Origin of the sequence: uncultured Mucilaginibacter sp., from assembly GCF_937859865.1 — a bacterium.
GTDB lineage: Bacteria > Bacteroidota > Bacteroidia > Sphingobacteriales > Sphingobacteriaceae > Mucilaginibacter_A.
The window spans coordinates 1-21066 of the sequence record NZ_CALMAT010000141.1; the positions used below are offsets into that span (position 1 = coordinate 1).

General features: G+C 40.1%; 14 protein-coding genes. 5 read left to right on the forward strand and 9 right to left on the reverse strand.

Translation table 11 applies throughout. The features are described from left to right. Positions 1 to 31 precede the first annotated feature (31 nt). A complete protein-coding gene (locus Q0192_RS15525) occupies positions 32 to 229 on the reverse strand; it encodes a helix-turn-helix domain-containing protein (protein WP_299290761.1) in 198 nt (65 codons plus the stop codon). 127 nt (positions 230 to 356) lie between these two features. Between Q0192_RS15525 and Q0192_RS15530 the strand changes: the two genes are divergently transcribed. Further along, positions 357 to 1151, forward strand: coding sequence for an SDR family oxidoreductase (locus Q0192_RS15530; RefSeq protein WP_299290763.1), 795 nt, complete (start codon positions 357 to 359; stop codon positions 1149 to 1151). 263 nt (positions 1152 to 1414) lie between these two features. Here Q0192_RS15530 and Q0192_RS15535 read toward each other — a convergent pair whose 3' ends face one another. Both Q0192_RS15535 and ctlX read right to left on the reverse strand, forming a co-directional pair. Then, positions 1415 to 2809 (reverse strand): arginine decarboxylase, encoded by a 1395-nt coding sequence (locus tag Q0192_RS15535; RefSeq protein WP_299290765.1) that lies wholly within the window; start codon positions 2807 to 2809, stop codon positions 1415 to 1417. An 87-nt stretch (positions 2810 to 2896) separates the two neighbouring features. Continuing rightward, on the reverse strand, positions 2897 to 3823 hold the full coding sequence (gene ctlX, locus Q0192_RS15540; RefSeq protein WP_299290767.1) for a citrulline utilization hydrolase CtlX: 927 nt from the start codon (positions 3821 to 3823) through the stop codon (positions 2897 to 2899). Between the two features lie 172 nt (positions 3824 to 3995). On the opposite strand from ctlX, the gene Q0192_RS15545 reads away from it, so the two are divergent. Further along, entirely contained in the window at positions 3996 to 4307 is a 312-nt protein-coding gene (locus Q0192_RS15545) for a hypothetical protein (protein WP_299290769.1), read from the forward strand. Here Q0192_RS15545 and Q0192_RS15550 read toward each other — a convergent pair. Then, positions 4287 to 5732: an arginine deiminase family protein gene (locus tag Q0192_RS15550; protein WP_299290771.1), complete on the reverse strand. Its 1446-nt coding sequence runs from the start codon at positions 5730 to 5732 to the stop codon at positions 4287 to 4289. The genes Q0192_RS15545 and Q0192_RS15550 overlap by 21 nt on opposite strands. Before the next feature lie 117 nt (positions 5733 to 5849). On the opposite strand from Q0192_RS15550, the gene argS reads away from it, so the two are divergent. The 3 genes from argS to Q0192_RS15565 all read left to right on the forward strand — a co-directional run bounded on the left by argS (position 5850) and on the right by Q0192_RS15565 (position 12481). Continuing rightward, the gene (gene argS, locus Q0192_RS15555) at positions 5850 to 7619 is read left to right on the forward strand and encodes an arginine--tRNA ligase (protein WP_299290773.1); all 1770 of its coding nucleotides are present in this window, start codon (positions 5850 to 5852) and stop codon (positions 7617 to 7619) included. Positions 7620 to 7886: 267 nt separating this feature from the next. Further along, positions 7887 to 11021, forward strand: coding sequence for a SusC/RagA family TonB-linked outer membrane protein (locus tag Q0192_RS15560; RefSeq protein WP_299290775.1), 3135 nt, complete (start codon positions 7887 to 7889; stop codon positions 11019 to 11021). A 17-nt stretch (positions 11022 to 11038) separates the two neighbouring features. Then, on the forward strand, positions 11039 to 12481 hold the full coding sequence (locus Q0192_RS15565; RefSeq protein ID WP_299290777.1) for a RagB/SusD family nutrient uptake outer membrane protein: 1443 nt from the start codon (positions 11039 to 11041) through the stop codon (positions 12479 to 12481). Between the two features lie 524 nt (positions 12482 to 13005). On the opposite strand, the gene Q0192_RS15570 is transcribed toward Q0192_RS15565, so the two are convergent. The 5 genes from Q0192_RS15570 to Q0192_RS15590 form a co-directional block, all read right to left on the reverse strand. Then, positions 13006 to 16158: a CusA/CzcA family heavy metal efflux RND transporter gene (locus tag Q0192_RS15570; protein WP_299290780.1), complete on the reverse strand. Its 3153-nt coding sequence runs from the start codon at positions 16156 to 16158 to the stop codon at positions 13006 to 13008. Positions 16159 to 16183: 25 nt separating this feature from the next. Then, positions 16184 to 17287: an efflux RND transporter periplasmic adaptor subunit gene (locus Q0192_RS15575; protein ID WP_299290782.1), complete on the reverse strand. Its 1104-nt coding sequence runs from the start codon at positions 17285 to 17287 to the stop codon at positions 16184 to 16186. Between the two features lie 25 nt (positions 17288 to 17312). After that, positions 17313 to 18605 (reverse strand): TolC family protein, encoded by a 1293-nt coding sequence (locus tag Q0192_RS15580; RefSeq protein ID WP_299290784.1) that lies wholly within the window; start codon positions 18603 to 18605, stop codon positions 17313 to 17315. A 332-nt stretch (positions 18606 to 18937) separates the two neighbouring features. Further along, entirely contained in the window at positions 18938 to 20290 is a 1353-nt protein-coding gene (locus tag Q0192_RS15585) for a HAMP domain-containing sensor histidine kinase (RefSeq protein ID WP_299290786.1), read from the reverse strand. Positions 20291 to 20301: 11 nt separating this feature from the next. Next, complete coding sequence (locus Q0192_RS15590) at positions 20302 to 20970, reverse strand: response regulator transcription factor (protein WP_299290788.1); 669 nt, start codon at positions 20968 to 20970, stop codon at positions 20302 to 20304. Between the last annotated feature and the right edge of the window lie 96 nt (positions 20971 to 21066).

The following is a 21066-nucleotide window of genomic DNA, read 5'->3' on the forward strand; positions in this document are numbered from 1 at the left end:
AACATACTTATTCCCTTTCAGTTGACAGACTCTAACTTTTGGCTAAAGTCCAGCTAAGTTGTTGCGTTAAAATTTTACGGGATATGTCGGGCACTTGAACCGTAAGTTTACCAAAACGGACCGGGCCATCAATCAACCTGATCAGGATAATAGGTTTCCATTTACCACCTATATAATGTACTGTGCGCACTACAGCACAGTTAAACGGGTTTTTCGTGTATTTTCTCATATGGTTACCTTTTTGTTACCTCAATTTTGCCTTCGGTTACTAATTAGTAACCACTTATCCGGTTTAGTAAAGCAAATATCCTGAAATACTTTAGTTTCTTTATGAAACAATACCTAATAAACAAAAAATGAACAATCAACAAAATATGGAGACAAAACTTGAAGGCAAGATTGCGCTTGTAACGGGTGGAACTAAAGGCATTGGAAAAGCAATTGCCGACAGATTAGGGCAATCCGGAGCTAACGTTATTGTTACCGCCAGAAATCACCCGGGCAACACTGATCTTCAACATCATTTTATTGCAACAGACTTAACCCAGCCAAAACAAGTTTCTAAATTCGTAAATGGAATAAACGAAAAGTTTGGCGGGATAGATATTTTGGTCAATAACATTGGTGGCCTTACGAGCCCGGGCGGAGGGTTCAGCACCCTGACAGATGAGCATTGGGAAAATGAACTCCAATTTAACCTGCTGGCCGCAATTCGTTTAGACAGGGAATTATTACCCAAAATGCTTGAACAAAAAAGTGGTGTTATTATTCATATCTCTACAACAAGCGCCATGCAGCCGCTTTGGGATGTCAACATGGCTTACGCAGTTTCCAAGGCTGCGCTTAATAGTTATAGTAAAGCACTGGCAACAGAAGTAGGCAGCAAAGGAGTTAGGGTGTTAACGGTTTCTCCGGGGCCGGTAAAAACGCCTATGATGGTAGAATTTTTACAAGGCTACGCTAAAACAAGCGGTATTACTTTTGAAGAAGCATCTCAAAACCTGATGAACAAAATTGGTGGTATACCTATGGAAAGAATGGCCGAACCTGAAGAAATTGCGGAACTCGTTAATTTTCTGGTATCACCGGCGGCTTCTTATTTAACAGGAGCTAACTATGTTATTGACGGAGGGGCTTTCCCTGTTGTTTAAACAGATTGATAGTTGGTTATAGAACCTGTTTAAAATTGTACAAGAAAAATTACGATGCTTCTTTTATCACCTAAAAATTGGTGTTTAAATCAACCTTAAACAAATTAAAAACCAACTGCCCAGTTTTTAGGTGATAAAAGAAGCATTAAAACCTTGATAAACAAATTTTAAACAGGCTTATACAATTTCAAATAAAAAAATTGATTGGTAAAAAAACCGGATCAAACCCCAATTGACCAAATTGAAGGGCCTACGCAAAGGCTCTAAGTCGTATAACCCAAAATCTTTAACACTTGCTTGCTATTTTGTTCTTCGCCAAAAACATCAAAATTAAAAGTTTCATCACGGTTTCTGCGGATGATAACATGTTTTGGCGAAGGCAACAAACAATGATGAATGCCGCCGTATCCGCTTAAAACTTCCTGATAAGCACCGGTATTAAAGAAACCCAAATACTGCACTTTGCGCGTTTTTGGCATGTAAACGCTGTTCATGTGCGCTTCCTGGTTGTAATAATCCTGGCCGTCGCAGGTGATGCCGCCTAAGTTTACACGCTCGTATTCCGCATCCCAATTGTTGATCGGCAGCAAAACATATTTCTGGTTCAAGGCCCAAACATCAGGCAAATTGGTGATGAAAGAACCATCCAGCATCAGCCATTTTTCGCGGTCGTTTTGCTGTTTTCGGCCCAAAACTTTGTACAAAATCCCGGAAGCTTCGGCAACGGTATATTTGCCAAACTCGGTAATGATATCCGGTTCTACTGTATCGTTATCGGCACAAATTTCTTTGATCCGGCTTACAATTTCGTTTACCATGTATTCGTAATCGAAATCAAAAACCAATGAATCTTTAAACGGCATACCACCACCGATATCCAGCGTGTCCAAATCCGGGTTGATCTTTTTAAACTTGCAGTAAAGCGTAACATAACGCTCCAGTTCGTTCCAGTAATAAGGCGTATCCGAAATGCCGGAATTGATAAAAAAGTGCAACAACTTCACCTTAAAATAAGGATTTGATACAATTTTGCTGTTGTAAAAATCAATCACGTCTTCTATCCGAACGCCTAAACGCGAGGTGTAAAACTGCGAATCCGGCTGCTCTTCCGAAGCAATACGGATACCGAGGTTGCAAGGCGTATCCAGTTCAACTTCATCGTCGTACAGGTTAAATTCTTCCTTGTTGTCTAAAACCGGGATGATGTTTTTAAAGCCATCGTGCAGCATATCAATGATATACTGTTTGTACTGGTAAGTTTTAAAACCATTGCAAATCACGGTAACATCTTTGCTTAAAGAACCTTTTTTCTCCAGCGCATCAATCATCGGCATATCAAAAGCCGAAGATGTTTCTATATGGATGTCGTTTTTTAAAGCTTCTTCTACAATGTGGCGGAAGTGCGAACTTTTGGTGCAATAGCAATATTTATACGAACCGCGGTAATTGTTTTTAACAATGGCCGATTGGAACAGTAACTTAGCTTGTTGTATTTTTTTACTGATTATGGGCAGATATGTAAAACGCAACGGCGTACCATACGTTTCAATCATTTCCATCAGATTTAAATCGTGGAAATATAATTCATCATCAATAATTTCAAAACCTTCCTGCGGGAAACCCACGCTCAGGTCAAGGAACTCTTCGTAACTCTGCATCTATTAAAATTTTGGCAAATGTGTGGTTTTATACGGAAATTTTTACCATCAGGCCGTAATATTTCTGATTGATTTTCAGCATTGTTTCTATGCTGTTTTTACCGGCAAAAAAACCTCGGCCATCATACAGCGCGCACTGCCGCCGCCGTTGGTTTCGATGGTGTTTAAAGGCGAATGGACGAGTTTGCAATAGCGTTCCAAAGTTTCGATTTGAGCTTTTGTTAAGGCTAAAAAAGCTGTTTCAGACATCACCAATAAACTTTCTCCTGATTTGGATTGAAGCTGAAGCATGTTTCCGGCAAAAGCGTTCATTTGCGCAAAAGAGATTTCGACCACTTCTTTCCCCAATTGTTGCAATGCTTCTTTTACCGATGTTTTTTCAGTGCCGTTTACAATCGAATCTAAGCAAATTACCGCAAACCGGCCGCCGATACACATCAAAACATTAGTATGATAAATGGCTTTTCCAAGTTCATCTTCTGCATGGAACAAAACGGCTTGATAACCCGAAATTTTGCAAAACTCATTAATTACATCAACATCCGTCCTCGGCGAGATGCAGGCGTAAGCGAGTTTGTTTTCGCGGTCTAAAACCAGGCTTCCGGTTCCTTCCAAAAAACGGTTTTGCTGTTCAAAGTAACTCAGGTCATAAACCTGTTTTGCTTCAAATGCTTCTTTTATGGCATAAAAAACCTTGCGTTCCAGCCTTCGGTTTTCAGCTTGCATCGGGTATAAAAAAACAGAACCGTCTTCATGAAAAGAAACCCAGTTGTTTGGAAAGATGGAATCTGGCGTATGCGGATCGGGCGTATCGTTTAAAACGGTAACACCCACACCGTTTTGGCGCAAAATTTCCACAAAAGCATCAAACTCCTGCAATGCTTTTTGCTGCACTTCGGTTTGTCTGCCTGGTTTTTGGAAAGCATTGCTGGCGGCCGTTTGCTCGTTAAAAGCAAAATTTACGGGCCGGACCATCAGGATGTGTGAAGTTAAATGTTCAATTGTTGGTTTCAATGCGATGTTTTTTATCAATCTCCAAATATTGAGGTTATTTTTTTCTTCGGTGGTAATAAAGTTTCCTTTTGTATGTTAATCTGATGCATACAGACTACTATGCTATTTATTGTACAAACAAAAGTGAAAAAGATAGTTGTCAGATTAAAAATGGCAAAAAAGCAGAACGAAAATGACCAAAATTATTATCCAGCCGGGCAAATACCGTGGTTTGTACCAGGTTATCCTTTTACAATGCCGCCGGTTTTTTCTAATTCAATGGTGGAAAGCCGTTAGCATTACCGAGCACCACGAAGAAGAAGCGGTTTCTAAATTATGCGAACTGATTAAAAAGCACCAGATTGAACTTTGTGGCATTTACAATTGGAGCATTGACGAATATTACCGCGAAACCATTAAAAAAACTGTTAAGGAAACCATTAAAAAAAGGTTTGCTGACTTTGCAGAACCGACAGCTGGGGATTTACAACTCGGAACGAAATAGCGGCATGCTCATGCAATGAAAACCGCCGCGCGCACGTGAAAGTTCGGCGGAAGGAAAAGTAATAATGGTGTTGCTGATGTTTTCGGTTTTCAATTCGTTTCGTTCGAGTTTTTTAAGTAAATCTGCTGCTTTGATCACAGTAAAACCTTGTTCTTTAAAAGCATCCAGGGTTTTGTCATTGCGGTCGTAAGCCAAAACCACGCCTTCTTTTAACGCCAACAGGTTACAGCCGTCGGTCCATTGCTCACGCGAATCGTAAGGAAAAACGTTGTTGCCCGAATAGATGAACTGCGTTTTTTCGGTGAAGCCCAATTCTTTTTCGCTGATTTCGGAAAGCAGATCTTCCAAACGTTCAAACCTTTTTGGCCTGTCAAATTTTCCATTTTCAAACTGGATAATTTCCGGCTGGTCTGGTTTTTTGGTTTCTGTAAGATAGTTGATTGGCTGAAGTTCCTGATCGTTTTGCTGCGGGTTAAAAAGCGAAGAAAGCAAAACCCACAACCCTTTTTTTACCTGGGTAAAAACAGTATCCAGGTGCATAAAATCGCGCTTGTGCGGAATTTTAATCACCGTTACTTTTTGCACCACATTTTTTTCGAACAACAATTTAATCACGTTGCTTGCTGCCAAAGGCGTTGTGCGTTCGCCGCAGCCCATCAGTAAATGGTTGTTGCTCACCATCATCACGTCGCCGCCTTCCAAGGTGTTTTGCTGGTCAATTTCTCCTTCAGGGATTAAAAAATGTTCGTCGGTTTGCGGCACTTCGATGATGTTTTGCCGGTAAGCTTCAAAAAAAGGATGGTTAAAAAAGATGTATTTGCACAACAAAGCCTCGCGCGAGCGTGCTTTACGGGCCGGTTTGTTCAGTAAAATATAATTGTTGATCGTTGTTCCCAAATCGCGCGTAAAAATTAAATTAGGTAAAGGCGCGAAAAAAATCTTTCCATCCGGCAATGTTCCCGAAATAAAAAGCGTGGCCAAATCCGCCGAAGGCAAAACCATCAAAAGTTGCTGTTGCTGATAATTGCAGTTTTCCGTGGCACAAACTGCGGCGATTAATTGTTGCCGAACGCTTTGTTCATCCAAAATTTCTTTCAGCAAAACTTCCAGCTCAATTACTTTTTCGGAAGCATAAAAGTCAGGCTGGTTAGGTTTGTAAAATTGGCGCATACTGTTTTTAGCATCAATTTCTTGGATTTTGCCTTGGATCAAAGAAGGATCTAAAAAATAAAGTAAAACCTTGACATACAAATCGTACTCTTTTTTGCGGATAGTTTCGAGGTGGACAATATCTTCAAAAAGCCAGTCTTGCGCTTTAGACGGAATTACTTTTCCTAATCCTTTATCCGGGCTATGGATCAAAATCCGGCGCAAATCACCAATTTCAGAACTGACTTGTATTTGAAAAGTATCTTTTTGAAGCATATAAGTTTTAAGTGGAAAGGCAAATCTACCAGAATATTTAGAAATGGTTTCGATGCTGTTTTTATCCACCTAAAACTTATGTTCGGCAAAAATTGCCCAATTGTGTAAATTCGCGCTATGGATTTTATTTTAGAAGCTGCCGTTCGCGCCGTAAAAACTTTGTTTGCAATTGATATTTCTGCAGAAAGCCTGAGCCTGCAGCAAACACGCAAAGAATTTGAAGGCGACGTAACGCTGGTTGTTTTTCCGCTGACCAAATTCTCTAAAAAATCACCGGAACAAACCGGAACTGCCATCGGCGAATTTTTGGTGAACAGATTGGAAGCGGTCGAATCTTTTAACGTGATCAAAGGCTTCTTAAATTTATCCCTTAAAAACAGCTATTGGCTGGAGGTTTTTTATCAGAAAATCAATCAGCCAGGTTTTGGTTCTTTTCCTTCCAACGGAAAAAAAGTAATGGTTGAATATTCTTCGCCCAACACCAATAAACCCTTGCATTTAGGCCATGTGCGCAATAATTTGTTGGGTTATTCGGTCGCTGAGATTTTAAAAGCGAATGGTTATGAAGTGATCAAAGCGAATTTGGTGAACGATCGCGGCATCCATATCTGTAAATCTATGCTGGCCTGGCAAAAGTTTGGCAACGGCGAAACGCCGGAAAGTTCCGGTTTAAAAGGCGATCATTTGGTTGGAAAATATTATGTAATCTTCGATAAAGAATACAAAAAGCAGATCGAGGAACTGAAAAACCAGGGCGAAACCGAAGACGATGCCAAAAAGAATGCGCCGTTAATTGTTGAAGCACAGAAAATGCTGCAAAAATGGGAGCAGGGCGATGCGCAAGTGATTACTTTGTGGAAGGAAATGAACGGCTGGGTTTATGCCGGTTTTGAGGAAACCTACAAAAAGCTGGGTGTAGATTTTGACCAGTATTATTACGAATCGAACACGTATTTATTGGGAAAATCCATTATTGATGAAGGGCTGGAAAAAGGCGTTTTTTTTAAGAAGCCGGATAGTTCGGTCTGGATTGATTTAACGGCTGATGGTTTGGATGAAAAATTGGTTTTGCGTGCCGATGGAACTTCGGTTTACATGACGCAGGATTTGGGAACGGCGCAGCTAAAATACGATGACTACCAAACCGACAAAGCCATCAACGTAGTTGGCAACGAGCAGGATTACCATTTTAAAGTGCTGTATTTGATCCTGAAAAAATTAGGCCGAAGCTGGGCTGAAGGTTTGTACCATTTATCGTACGGCATGGTAGATTTGCCTTCCGGGAAAATGAAATCCCGTGAAGGAACGGTGGTGGATGCCGATGATTTGATTGCAGAAATGGAAGCCACGGCAAAAGAACAAACCGATATTTTAGGAAAAGCAGCCGATTTCCCGGAAGTAGAAAAGCAGGATTTGTACCATACCATTGGAATGGGCGCGTTGAAATATTTCCTGTTGAAAGTAGAACCTAAAAAACGCTTGCTGTTTGATCCGAACGAGTCCGTAGATTTTCAGGGAAACACGGGTCCGTTTATTCAATATACTTATGCCCGGATCCGTTCGGTATTGACCAAAGGCGGATTTAAAGACGATACTGTTTTTATGCCTATAAAAACAGTATCGCCGGTAGAAAAAGATTTGATCGTTCAATTAGAACATTATCCTGCTGTTTTAACAGAAGCAGCCCAGGCTTACAGTCCCGCTGTCATCGCCAATTATGTGTACGAGCTGGCCAAACTGTACAATAAATTTTACCATGAAGAAAGTATTTTAAAGGCGGAGGAAGAAGCGGTAAAGCAGTTTCGGCTGAAATTATCAGCAGTTTCGGCTGAAATTATTCAAAAAGCGATGCACTTGTTAGGGATAAAAGTCCCTGAACGGATGTAATGGTGTTGAAATTGGTTTAAATAATCAAAATTTATCAACCACTTGTGGTAAATTATAAGTATCTGTTAAAATAGATGGCTTATAATTCTCCAATAGCGGAAATAATACTTCTTTTACCTATACTTTTTTTGGAATTACAAACAGAAATTTACTAATCAGTTAGTTTTTGTACCCATTTGTAATTTTTTTATTAATTTTTTATTAAATCTTTGATTGCCCTCTTTTTTTCATATTTTCGAAGATTACTTTAACTAAATAAAATAAAGCATGAAGCAAAAATTACTTATTTTTTTTCTTCTCGGGTTATTTGCATTAAATAATGCATTTGCGCAAAACAGAAAAATTACGGGAGTGGTAACGGGGGCTGATGATGGCCAGCCGTTGCCGGGGGTGTCGGTTATGGTTCAAGGCACAAAAGTGGGTACGTTAACAGATGGGGATGGAAAGTTTACATTAAACGTACCCACGAACAGTGGAACACTGGTTTTTACTTTTATTGGTTACGCTACCCAAAACTTAACAATTACTGGTAGTAATACTTATAATGTTAAATTGGCTACCAGTACAAGGCAGTTGTCTGAGGTCGTAGTGCAAGATAGTTATGGTACGCAATCTAAGAAGTCATATACTGGTTCTGCAGAAACTGTTAGCGGTGCCCGAAATGAAAACAAGCCTTTTTCTACATTTCAACAAGCCTTACAAGGAGAGGTCGCAGGGGTTGCAGTAACAAGTTCAAGCGGTCAACCGGGTGCAAACAATCAAGTAAGAATCAGGGGTTTGGGTTCGATCACGAATCAAGCTGCAGCGCAACCATTGTATGTTATTGATGGTATGATTGTAAATGCAGGTGACTTATCACAGAGAACAAATGGTGCCAATTCTTCCAGTGGTTCTTCTAATGCGTTAGCTGGTATCAACGAAAATGATATTGAAACCATCACTGTTTTAAAAGACGCTTCTGCAACAGCAATCTACGGTTCCAGAGGGTCTAACGGTGTAATTGTCATTACAACTAAAAGAGGCCGTAATGGTAAAACTCAAATTCGGTTTGATGCAGAGTTAGGTAAATCTAACAATGTTCCGCTTCCTGTTGCAGGTAAATTATTGACCCCCGATCAGTTTAAAACATTTTTTGATGAAGGGTTTAGAAACTATTATTCAAGCCAAATCAACCCAGCTACAAAAGTTGTCTATACTCCGGCCGAAATCACAGCTAATATCGCCAGTCTTGATAATACCTATGCCTTAACCGGGCCTGGCAATGATTGGGTTAAATTAGTAACCAAAAACGGGTCTCAGCAGCAATACAATGTTTCTTTAAACGGTGGCGATGAAAAAACAAAAATCTTTTCATCGGTAGGTTATTTTAAACAAGATGCAACGATAATTAAATCTTATTTAGAAAGGGTAACCGGTTTAATAAATCTTGACCATACCATCAGTAAAAGTTTTTCCATCACTACAGGCATTAACGCTTCAAATGTTCTCCAAAATACACCTTTACAAGGCAGTGCTTACTACAGCAGTCCTTGGGCTTCTGCTTATTTTTTAAGGCCGTTCCAAATGGCGTATAACCCTGATGGCACAATTAATTCCAGTGTTACCGGAAATGCTAATTTTCCAACATCCGGAAACTCTAATCCGTTGTATATCGCAGCGCATGATTCAAGAAGCTTATACCAAACCAGGATTTTGGGCAATCAAACTATCAGATGGAACATTGTAGACCAATTAAAATATACGGGTTATGCAAGTGCCGACTATCAAAATTTGGAAGAAACTACGTTTTTAAACCCGATAATGGGTGATGCCAGAAGCCTTAACGGAAGCGGTACCAGCGCGTATAGCCGTTATTTTAACTGGTTAATACGAAATCAATTAGACTATCGCTACGATATTCCAGGTATAGAAAACTTTTTTATAGATGCAACAGTTGGCTATGAGGCACAAAGGTCAGCGGGCTACTTAAACCAAGCTTATGCTACTGGGTACCCTGCTACACAGCCTACCCTTACTGCAGTGGGTGTTGCGTCTACTCCGGCAACAGCTTATCAAGCGACTTCTAATTATACATTTGATGCTGTTTATTCCAGGGTTGGTATTAACTTTAAAAACCGTTATTCGTTAAGTGCTTCATTAAGGAATGACGGATCATCCAGGTTTGGGACAGCTAAACAATTTGGAACATTTTACTCAATAGGTGGTGCGTGGAATATTGACCAGGAAACATTTTTTGGTACACAAAAGGTGTTTACCACAGCCAAAATAAGAAGTTCTTATGGTACAACCGGTAATGCCAATTCGCTTACAAATTATCAATGGCGGCCAACTGCTGGGTACACTACTTCAACTGGTGCTACAGTTGCTTACAACTCATCCAGTGGACAAGCGTATAACACAATCGGAAACGTAAATTTAACCTGGGAGTCTCAGAAAAAGTTTGATCTTGGAACTGACTTTGGTTTTTTTAATGACCGTTTAACATTTAGTGTTGACTATTATAAAAACTTAATTAGTGGTTTAATTTCAAACGCAGCTGTTGCTTGGGAGCTTGGGTTTACACAGCAGGCACAAAATATAGGTGCCATGCGTAATCAAGGTGTTGAATTTGCGGTAAAAGGTATTCCTGTTAAAACAAGAGATTTTACCTGGAATGTTAATTTTAACCTTGCCCACAACGCAAACACGATGACTATGCTGGCCAACCTTGATGCAGCTAATCCTTTACAAACTTCATTATGGTTAGCCCGAGGGTATGATTATTATACCTGGTACAGTCGGCAATATGCAGGTGTAAATCCGTCAAACGGTAATGCTTTGTGGTACACAGACGGAACAAAAACAGCTACTACTACAAATTACTCTGCTGCCCAACGCGTGCCAATGGGACAAGCTGACCCTAAAATTATCAGTGGCTTTAACAATAGTTTTACCTTTAAGGGAATCACTTTATCTGTTGATTTTTATGGCAGCTTTGGTAACCGTATAAGTGATAGTTGGTCATATTATTTAAACGATGGTACTTATTTAACTGGATCTAACAAGTATGTTTATACCTTCAACAACAGGTGGACTACACCTGGACAAATAACCGATGTGCCTAAGGATGTATATGCAGGCGGAAGCTCTTCAAGTTCATCCAGTTTTTCTTCCCGCTTCCTGTATTATGGAGATTTTATCAGGTTAAAAAATGCTTCTTTAGGTTATGATTTTAAAAATATTAGTTATTTAAATAAAATTGGTATCAGCAGGTTGTATTTGTACGGAAGGGCAACTAATTTATATACAAAAACTTACGATAAACGCTTACCTTTTGATCCTGAAGTTCCTGTTAATGGTTTTAGTACTTTGGATCTTCCACAGGTCAGGACATTCACAATCGGTTTAAATGTAGGTTTATAATGAGAGGATTTAAAAAAATGAAATTAGATAAAATTATATATACGTTATTAGCATGTGCGGTTACAGCCACATCTTGTAAAAAAAGCTTTTTGGATGAACAGCCCTCTACTGCTGTAACGGTTACACAATCTATTCAAACGCCTAATGATTTAGCCGACGCTGTAAATGGTATGTACAATACCATGAAAAACACCATGTTGTTCGGTCGTGATATACCAGTATTGGGAGATTTGCTTGCAGATAACACTTACGTTAACCAATCTAACTCAGGCAGGTATTTAAATGACAACAACTACACTTATGCTGCTTCTACCAGCGCCGAAGCCAGTGATATTTTTTCTCAGGGTTACTACTCAATTTTGCAGGCTAATCGTGTAATTTATGAGGGAAGAAAATTAGGAACTTCTCCGGATGTAAGCCAATTAGTTGGCGAAGCTTATGCAGCACGTGCTTTGATTTATCTTGAGTTAGTTAACTGGTTTGGTACGCCGTATACCGTTAACCCAAGTGCACCTGGTGTGCCTTTGGTTACTGTTCCATCTTACGTAACCGGTTTTTCTGCAAAACCAACCAGGGCAACTGTATCTGCAGTTTACACCAAAATTATAAGCGATTTGGATAGCGCTTATGCATTGATGCCAACGGGAAGTACTCCCTTGCATGCTATAAATTCTGATTATATTGCTAAATATGCGGCAAAAGCGATTGAAGCAAGAGCATATCTATACGAAGGCGATTATGCAAATGCACGTGATGCAGCACTTCTCGTTGTGCAAAATGGCAGTTACTCTTTAGCTACAACCCAATCCGCATTTACCGGATTTTGGACCAGCCCAACAGCTACTACTACCAAACTTGAAAAAATATTTGAATTAAACCAAAATGCCTCAAATAATTTAGGCAATACGGGTTTAGATGCTATTTTTTCTCAAGCAGGTTACGGAGATATCCAGGCTACAACTGATTTGTATAATGCTTACACTACAACGGATTTTAGAAGGACATTGATTATTGATGGAAAAAGAGCAGGTGCGCAAGCTTATATTATCAATAAATTTCCTAACTACAGCAATACAGATAAAGACGAGACACCCGTAATTCGTTATGCAGAAGTTATTCTTACGCTGGCTGAATCTTATGCTCGTTTAGGTGACGAAGCTAATGCTAAGATTTATCTAAATCAATTGGCAAAATTACGTGACCCATCTTTTGCAGGTTATACTTCAACAGGTGATCAATTAAAAACTGACATCTTAAATGAAAGAAGAAAAGAACTTGCTTTTGAAGGTCTGCGTTTCTTTGATTTTACCAGGTTAAATCTTCCAATTGTTCGTCCGGCTCAAACACAAGGTTATGCTTCTTATCCTCTTGTTCCAATAACAGATTATAGAAGAATATTACCTATCCCACAATCGGAAAGGGACGCTAACCCAAATGTTACTCAAAACCCGGGTTATTAAATTTTTTAAATATTTTAAGTGGGGTTGCCTAAAAGCAACCTCACTTTTTTATGCAAATATTTTAGCAGTAAATAAAAGTTTTATAATAATGCTTGTTGATAGAATAAAAACCTTAAATACTTCTTTTAACGGCATAATTTTTAACTCCTACTATTGTTAACAACAAATTTTAGGTGATAAAAGAAGTATCAGCTAAGGGTTTACACTCCTACAAAGAGTTGTTAGTTTAGGTTACTTATTGTCTTTAATATAAAGAGTTCAATAGCCTGTATCAAATTCTATTAAGCCTTTGTATTTCTACTTAAATATAACAAGCAAAAGTGCCTCCTTAAAATTTAAGGAGGCACTTTTGCTTGTTAAGATAATCAATGCTTAATTCTTCACTTACTTTACTTCCCCATCTTTTGCAACAACTTCTTCCGGTTTTCCCGTTTGTGCATCAGCTATGCATCTTCTTAAAAATGATTCGGTAAAAGAAGTATGCGCAAAATTCAGATCCATCAAAAGTAAACCACACCTATATCTTACCGCGTCGTTTCGTCCGTTTTGCGGTAAGCCCAACCAAAAATCAGCGGGAAAACCCACAAGCTAAAAACCATGGCACAAAGGATGCCGCCAATAACAACCCGGGCCAACGGCCTGGAGCTTTCAGAACCGATACCATGGGAAACAGCAGCCGGAAATAAACCAATGGCAGCCATCAGGGCAGTCATCATAACCGGCCTGATCCGGGAATTTACCCCTAACTTCAAAGAAGTATATAAAGATTGGTGCTGGCCTTTAAACCTGTCAATATTCTGTTTAAACACGGTAATGAGCAATACGCCATCCTGGATACAAATACCAAACAAAGCAATAAAACCAATACCGGCAGAAATACTGAAATTAGTGCCTGTAATTAGTAAAGCAAGTATCCCGCCTACAATGGCAAAAGGCACATTCAAAAATACCAAGGCTGCATCTTTAATATCGCCAAACATAACATAAAGCAGTAAAAAAATAAGTGCCAGGCTGATAGGGACTACTTGGGCAAGGCGTTTTTCTGCCCGTTGCTGGTTTTCAAAATCACCCTGCCAGGCCAGGTGGTAACCGCGTTTTACTTTAACCTTGGCGGCTACTTTTTGTTGTGCTTCTGCTATTGTGCTGCCCATGTCCCGGCCGCGTACAGAAAATTTGAGGGTTGCATAGCGTTCGTTCGCATCCCTGAAAATTAAACAAGGGCCTGTTTTTTGGCTGATTGCCGCTATTTCTTTAACAGGCACTTTTGTCCCGCTTTGGGTAGGCACCAATAGGTTTCCAATATCTTCAGGCGTTCTTCTGTATGCTTCTGGGAAACGGATACGGATATCAAACGTGCGTACGCCTTCATATAAGGTAGAAGCGGCCGTACCGCCGATAGCCATGGATATAACTGAATTGGCATCAGCGGTAGCCACGCCGTATTGGGCCATTTTTTGCTGATCAAGTTTGATGTCCAATTCTGGCAGTCCTATACTTTTTAGCACGCCCAAATCTGCAATGCCTTTAACCCCTTTTAATACGTTATAAACTTCATTTACTTTTCCTTCCGCGTAGTTCAAAGAATCACCATAAACTTTTACAACGATAGAACCTTTTACACCTGAAACCGCCTCTTCCACATTATCACTAATAGGCTGGGAAAAGTTAAGGTCGGCACCCGGAAGTACGGATAGCTTTGCGTTCATCTGGTCAATCAGTTCTTCCTTAGTAATTTTGGGCTTCCAATCCTCTTCCGGATACATAATCACATCAAATTCGTTGTTGTAAAATCCGGCTACGTCCGTACCATTGTCCGGTCGGCCGGTTTGAGATACGGCGTATTGCACCTGCGGAAAAGACATTAATATCTGTCGGACTTTTTTTGATGTTTCTACAGATTTATCAAGCGATATGCTATAAGGCAATTGAACCCTCAGCCATATCGAACCTTCATTCAACTCGGGCAAAAACTCGCTGCCTAAAAAGCTGAACGAGAATAAGCCTACTACCATGGCAATTAACGAAGTAATAACCACCAATTTTTTATACCTAAAAGAAGTAGTAAACCCGAAAAGCATAAACTTTGTAAGGTTGTGCACAAAAGGGTTATGCTTTTCGTGTACGTTTTTATTAAGAAGCATACTGATCAGTACAGGTACTAAAGTAAGCGTGGTGATCAACGCGCCAAGCAGGGCAAAGCCCAATGTAAAAGCAAGCGGCGAAAACAGCTTGCCTTCTACTTTTTGAAAGGCAAATACGGGCAACAAGCCTGTGATGATGATGAGTTTGGCAAAAAATATAGCCTTGCCCAAGTTGGCGCTGTTGTTTTTAATCAGGCCGAGTTTGATTTTTTTGTTAAACCGGTCCATACCTAATTGTACGGCTTCATGGTCTAAAATAACAAACATTCCTTCCGTCATTACCACAGCGCCATCTATAATGATCCCGAAATCTACCGCGCCTAAAGAGAGCAGGTTGGCAGACATGCCCATCAGGTGCAAACAGATAAATGCAAACAACAACGCCAGGGGTATGATGATAGAAACAATGAGCGTGGTACGCCAGTTGAACATAAAAATGGATACCAAAAAGGTTACCAGCAAGATCCCTTCGATCAGGTTGTGCAGCACAGTGTGGGTTGCAAAACCAATTAGGTTTGAACGGTCATAATAAGGCACAATTTTAGTATCGGCCGGCAAAACTTCATTGTTGATCTTATTGATCTCAGTTTTAAGCGCAGCCAAAACTTCGGTCGGGTTTTGGCCTTTCCGCATTACGATAATTGCCTCTACCGCGTCTGCATCGTCAATTACCTTTCTTTTGCCGTTTTTATCAATTACCGCATCGCTTCTGCCTACCCAACCAAGCCGCGGCACGTTTGATATGGAAACAGTGGCCACATCATTCACAATTACAGGCACGCCGTTGTTGTTGCTTACCACAACATTTCCGATCTGGTTAATATCCTGCAATAACCCTAAACCCCTTACCGCAAAAGCCTGGTTGTTCTGGATGATCATGTCGCCGCCAACGTTGATATTTGTTTTTTGGATGGCAGAAAAAACATCCAAAGGCGTAATGCCCAAAGTAGTCAGTTTACCTGGGTCAACTGTTATTTCATAGGCTTTTGTTTTGCCGCCAAAACTGTTGATATCGCCAATGCCCTGGATAGCTCTTAAACGGCGGTCTATCACCCAATCCTGTATGGTTTTTAGCTCTCTTACATCTCTTACAGAACTTTTCAGCGTGTACCTGAATATCTCGCCTGTTGGGCCAACCGGCGGCTGTACCGACGGGGTAATACCGTTAGGCAAAGTAGCATTGGTTAATAAATTATACACTTGCTGCCTGGCTTCCTGGTCTAATACATTATCCTCAAAGATCACCTTTACGTAGCTTAAACCGAAAATGGTGGAAGAACGAAGGCTGGCTTTCTTTTGTACCGGGTTTAAAGCAATCTCGATCGGGATAGTTACGAGTTTTTCAACCTCTTCGGCACTTTGGCCTGGCCATTGGGTAATAATGTCAACCTCGGTATTGGTAACATCCGGAAAAGCCTCAATAGGCATTTGCATAAAAGTAATGATACCTGTAATTACCAATGCTGCCGCAAGAAATAGAATGAGGTATTTGTTTTTTAATGAAAACCCAATGATACCTCTAAGAACCTTTATCATTTCTGTTTGTCTGAAGATGAAGAAATTAGCTGTTTAAAGAGCCGTAAATAAGGATGGCATTTGATGTGATTACCCTTTCGCCGGGTGCAAGGCCACTTTTGATATAGGCAGTGTTTCCGTTCGTGCTGATGATATCCACCGACCTGATTTGTACATCTTTTTCGCCTTTTACAATAACAACGTAATACTGGCTGTGGTCAAAAACAAGGGCATGGCTCGAAACAGAGATAGCTTGTTTATTTTCATTATTGTTTACACTAACTGTGGTAAACATTTGCGGCTTTAACAGGTAGCCCGGGTTATTTAAAACAACCCTCATTTTCATCACTTTCGTGGTTGGGTCAATCACGTTCATGATCTCATTTATATTGCCCTTAAAAACCTTGTCAGGATAGGAAATGGTAGTTACATCAACGGGGTCGCCCTGGTGCACTTTGCCAATATTTTCTTCATAAACGTTGGCTTGCACCCACACATTTTTAAGATCGGAAATGGTAAAAAGGCCAGTACTGTTGTCCGTGCGGATGGCCATCCCATTGGTTACGTTTTTTTGAACAACAAAACCTTCTATCGGTGCTTTAATCACATATTCCCCGTTTGGGTTGTTGCCGTTGATACTCAGTATCTTTTGCGCCGCAGTCCTGGCCGCTACCGCTTGCTGGTAGGCAGATTCTGCATTGGTTATATCCACTTGCGATGCCAGGCCACTTTTGTAAAGGTCTTTTTGCTGTGATAATTGCCTGGCCGTTAAACGCACGGAAGCTTCGGCATCAACCAATGCCGAGTTATAGTTGGCCACTTCGGCACTTTTAATAATCCCCAAAGTTTGGCCTGCATGTACATAATCCCCCGGCATTACATTCACGTTCTGTACGTTCCCGCTAACCAGTGGGAAAACGTTAACTACATTGTTGGTATTAAAATCTACAATGCCGTTAAATTTTAAAACATCAACAATGTTGGAAGTTTTTACAGTATCAATGGTGAGTGTCCTTAACAAAGAATCAGGGATTACGTAAGGCGCACGTGCATCGCTGGTTGTTTCTTTTGGTTTACACGAAAACAGGTTTAACAATACACAGCAAACAGTAACTGTTTTGATGCTGTTTTTAAGGGTACTTTTTTTCATGAAAATATATTAGAAAAAATAGTTGCTATTGATTAAAGAAAGGTGTACCGGTAACAAAATTGAGCTGCTCTAACGAGGTAACCCGGTTAAGCTGGATGTTGTTTAGCTGAAGTACATTTGTTTTGTAAGAATCATAAAAATCCAAAAACTCCAACAAGCTGATGTTGCGTTTTGCATAGTTTAAAAACACTTCTTGTATCAAATGATTAAAGTCGGCTTTAAACTTGGGGTCGAACGTTTTGTATAAACTTTCCAGCCTCAACGCTCCTTTGTAGTTGGTTGAAACATCCATTGCCACCTGGTTCTGCACATTCTCCAAATCAACCTTGCTTTGGTCAACCGCTATCCGCGCTTGTTTAATGGCGCCCTGGTTACGGTTAAAAAACGGCAGGTTAAACTCAATTCCGCCACCCAGATAATTATTGCCGTAAGAGCCAAGCCTGTCAAAATTAAGCGACAGTGAAAAATCAGGCACGGCAATGGCTTTTTGCAAGCTTAAATTAGTGCTGTTGTAGGCTACGGTGGTTTTTGCCAGTTTAAGGTCGTACCGGTTTACATAGGCCGAATCCAACAATTGCATGTAAGGCACAGTGGCTACAATGGTTTTGCCGCTGTACATATTTTCATCAACCAAAGGAACGATATATACAGCCGGGGAAGTCCGTATCAGCATTTTAAATTCACTTTGCGTAGTATCAATATTGACCTGCAGGTTATTGTATTCTACTTGTAACGAGTACAATTGCGACTGGATGCGCAACACTTCCTTTTCGGCAATGTTGCCTTTTGCGTACTGCTCCCGAAAAGCGGTTAGGAGTTTAGACAAAGAATTTATTTCCTGGTTATAAACTAAGGAAGACTGTTCCTGAAAATAAATACTGTAAAAATCGTTTCTTAAAGTAAATTTAAGTGTGCGCAGGAAATCGAAAAACTGGTACCGCGCTTGCTCTACACCAATTTTTGCCAACTGTATATTTTTGTTTCGCTTGCCGGCGGTTGTAAAAAGCTGCGAAAAATTAAAAGAGTTTTCTTTATAGGCCGGCCCCTGGCTTATATCCGTGGCATATATGCCGTTTGAATAATTGAAATCAGGGTTAGGAAATAATTTTGCAGTGATGATTGCAGCGGTAGCATTGTCAATGTTATAACGCTGGGCAATTATTTGCAGGTTGTTTTTTAAAAACTGGTCCTCAGCTTGTTTAACCGTTAATTTTAAAGTATCGGTGGTTTGTAGCGGTGATTGGGCTGAGGCAGATTTTAAGGCAGCTATCAACTCAAACAAACATAAAAAAATAGCTGCTACTGATTTTCTATGCATCTTCAATATATTTTTAACAAAGATACGGGCCAAAAACAAGCATAAGATTAAACCTGGATTAGAATTTCAACCAGTTTGTGCGGATAGAAGACAGCTTGTTTCTGGTTGACTTATTTTTTGATGCTTCTTTTATGCCTATAAATTTGGTGGTTGAAATTATACCGGTACAAAAACCTCAAAAAAAAACGACACTAATTTTTATGCGGTAAAAGAAGCATGGGAAATAAACGGGACAAAACTTAAACAGGTTTACAAACGCAGGCACCAATTTTATGGGCATAAAAGAAGCATTGGGTTTTGGTTGAACAAAATTTAAGCAGGCCGAAGGCTTGTTAAAATGTGATGGTAAAAACCGTGCCTGCGCCTACAACAGAATTAAAGCTGATTTTTCCGTTGAACAAGCGTACCACTTTATCGGCAATGTAAAGCCCAATGCCGCTGCCCAAAAAGCCATAGGCATTTTCCCCTCTGTAAAAAGGGTTAAAAACATGGTGGCGGTTTGCTTCCGGGATACCAATCCCCTGGTCTTTTACTTGTATTTGCATCCCTTGGTCATCTGCAACCAGTGTAAGCTGCACTGGTTTATGGGCCGAAAACTTAAAAGCGTTCCCGATGATATTGTTGAGGGCAATAACCAGCAACTGGCGGTTGACCGATAGATTAAGGTAAGTTTCATCTTCCGGCAGTTTTTGCATCAAAACGTTCAGCATGTTTTTGCCATACTTTTCGTTCCAGTAATTTTGCAGCTCCCAAATTAAATCATCAACCCGAATGGTAGATTGTTTGGCAATGGTATAATCTGCATCCACCTGGGCCAGCTCCATTAAACTGCTGATGGTTTCTTTTAAATTTTCTGAATGGGAAAGTACGGACCTGAGCAGCATTTTGTATTCTTCCCCGCTTCGGGGATGGTATAAGGCAACCTCAATCTCCCCGATAATACTGGTAACCGGTGTCCGCAATTCGTGCGAGGCATTGGCAATATAAGTTTTTTGCATTTCGAAAGCGTTTTCCAAATGCTCCAGCAACTGGTTAAAGCTAAATGCCAGCTCGCCGATTTCGTCTTTGCTGTCCCCTTCTTTTACCCGCAGGTTTAGGTTGGTTGCCTTGATCCGCTGCATTTGCTTCACTACCCTTTTTAACGGAAGTAAAGCTTCTTGTGCAAACCACCTGCTGATCAGAAACAAACTGATGTTAACTGCGATAAACAGAAAAAGCATAATTTCCCGCATCTGTTTCAGCCTGTGCAAGCCTTCCAGGTCTTTTGCCGATACCAGGATCACAAAATTGCCCTGGTTGTCTTTGTAATAAATGCCTACGGTTTGCCTGTCGCCTTCAACAAGCTGCATGTAATTATTTTTTCGGACTTGATTGATAATGCCGGAAGTCCAATACTGCAATTTATCCTGTATAAAAGCAGCATTATTGTCGCTGTTATAAATTCTGACGATCTCTCCCGGCAGCTCATTTAGGTAAAGCACCCGCACTTTGTTGAGCGAATCTGTTGGTATTTCATCGGCTTCTAAATAAAGCCTGGCGGTAACCGTTGCCCTTTCCTTTAAATGGGCATAAAAATCATTGCGAAAAAACACAACAAACGAAAGATAGATGGCAATAAAAACAGCCAGCAATACCCCGGAACTGATCAGGGTAAAATAAAGGGAAAGCCGATTTTTAATCTTCATTGCCGGTAATTTTATTTAAAAATATAGCCTTTGCCAATCACCGTATAAATAAGTTTCCGGTCGTAGTCTTTTTCTATTTTTTTGCGCAGGTAGTTCACGTAAACATCAATCATGTTGGTGCCGGTATCAAAATCAATGCCCCAAACTTCTTTTGCAATTAACTGCCTGGAAAGGATTTTATTTTTATTTCTGATGAACAAGACTAATAAATCAAATTCTTTTGCAGTTAAATTAACAGCGTGTCCGGCCCTTTTTGCTTCATAGTTTAGCGTGTTTAAAACGATGTCTTCAAACTCAAGTAAATGGGTATCATTTTGCTTTTTTCTTCTTAGCAAAGCTTCTATCCGAGCCAGCAATTCGCTGAAATGAAAAGGTTTAAGCAAATAATCGTCTGCCCCGGCCTTTAGCCCTTTCACTTTATCGTCAACCGTTCCTAAAGCTGTAAGCATCAGGATAGGAACTTGTTCATTATTGGTACGGATCTGTTTGCATACCTCAATACCGTTAACATAAGGCAGCATGATATCTAAAATAATCAGGCCGTATTCTTTGTTCAGCCCGTACTTTAATGCTGCTGCGCCATCTTTTGCCAGTTCAACCGTGTATTGGTTTTCTTCCAACCCTTTTTTAATAAATGAAGCCACACTGTCGTCATCTTCAACTAAAAGTATATTGACCATCAATTTTCCCCTAATTAAGTGTAACGAAAATAGTAGATGTGTTTTTATAAAAAAAGCTGGTTGTTTAATCAGGCAAAGCGCATGCTTCTTTTACCA